This window comes from Vibrio sp. Vb0349, assembly GCF_033338975.1.
The window spans coordinates 1-1,208 of sequence record NZ_JAWOTS010000297.1 but is presented as its reverse complement, the minus strand read 5'-3'; the positions used below and the strand labels follow the sequence as shown (position 1 = coordinate 1,208).

General features: G+C 43.5%; 1 protein-coding gene. It reads right to left on the bottom strand.

Going from position 1 to position 1,208, the window contains the following annotated elements:
- A partial coding sequence (locus tag R7Q47_RS25325; RefSeq protein WP_318090096.1) for a GGDEF domain-containing protein occupies nucleotides 1–1,183 on the bottom strand: 1,183 nt, incomplete at its 3' end.
- Nucleotides 1,184–1,208 lie beyond the last annotated feature (25 nt).

The window sequence follows — 1,208 nt, the reverse complement described above, 5'->3', positions numbered from 1 at the left end:
TGAACTTGCCACCCACTTCGCTTTCATCTTGGAATGTCGTGACTTGATTTCGCCCGGTGTGCTTTGAGCAATACAGTGCTTCGTCGGCTCGGGTGAGTGCATCTTGTAAGCTGTCATTGGGCATTAGCTCGCTGATGCCGAAGCTCATCGTGACTTGGTTTTTAAAAGCAAGCAGCGACGTTTCACGTTCAATGCTGCGACGTACTAACTCGGCATAGGCTTTCGCGTTTTCGGCATTGGCAAGCAACACAATCATAAACTCGTCACCACCAAAGCGAACGGTACATGCTGACTCTGGTAACGTTTGTTTAAAAATCGTGGCGATGGTTGCCATGACTGAGTCGCCAGTGGTGTGTCCGTATTGGTCATTAATGGTTTTAAAATCGTCCACGTCAGTCATAACGATGCTGATAGGCGTATTTGTTTCGCGTGCTTGATTCACAAGGTTAGGCACAATGACTTCCATTGCACGTCGATTGTATAACCCAGTTAATGCATCCAAATGAGAAAGATCGTTGATGGATTTCACCAATCTTGCGTTGATCAACCACAACATACTAAAGCTTAAAGCAACAATGAGGCAGATACTAAATAGAAACGTCAGCTGGTGGATGATACCTGCATTCATAAAACTGGTGACTTCTGGTGCCCAAATGCTCCAAACGGTTCTGCCCGCCATAAAAGCACTAAACCCAAAGAAGGCGTACGCCATCACTTGAACGGGCAGTTTTAGATCGTCTCTTTTTCCCTTGATCATCGCAACGCCACTGCAGAAGGTGACTAAGCTCAAATAGATACTAAGAAAAATGATTCGGATACGAATAGATGGCGAATAAAAGGTGAAGTAATAAAAAAGGCCACTGAATATCGGTACCAGAAACGTGAGTACATGAGCGCACTTGAGGGGGAATTTACGGAAAATGCTTACGCCATATAACGTGAGCAAAAAGCCGATGATAATGATGGTATTGGAAAGAATGATCGTCAGCCAGTCTGGGGCTGAGTCACGAAATCCCAATAAAAAAGGGCCTAAGCCAATAAACAACAGAGAAATGGCGAACGTTTTTAATCCTTTAATTTTGCTCTGAGTATATTGATAGCAAAGCCGGCTAATAGCATAGATACAAGAAAACAAAATGATCATAAAGTTGAGGGTTCTTATATCTAAATAGTGACTCTCCATATGTGCTCCACAGCGAACCATTACT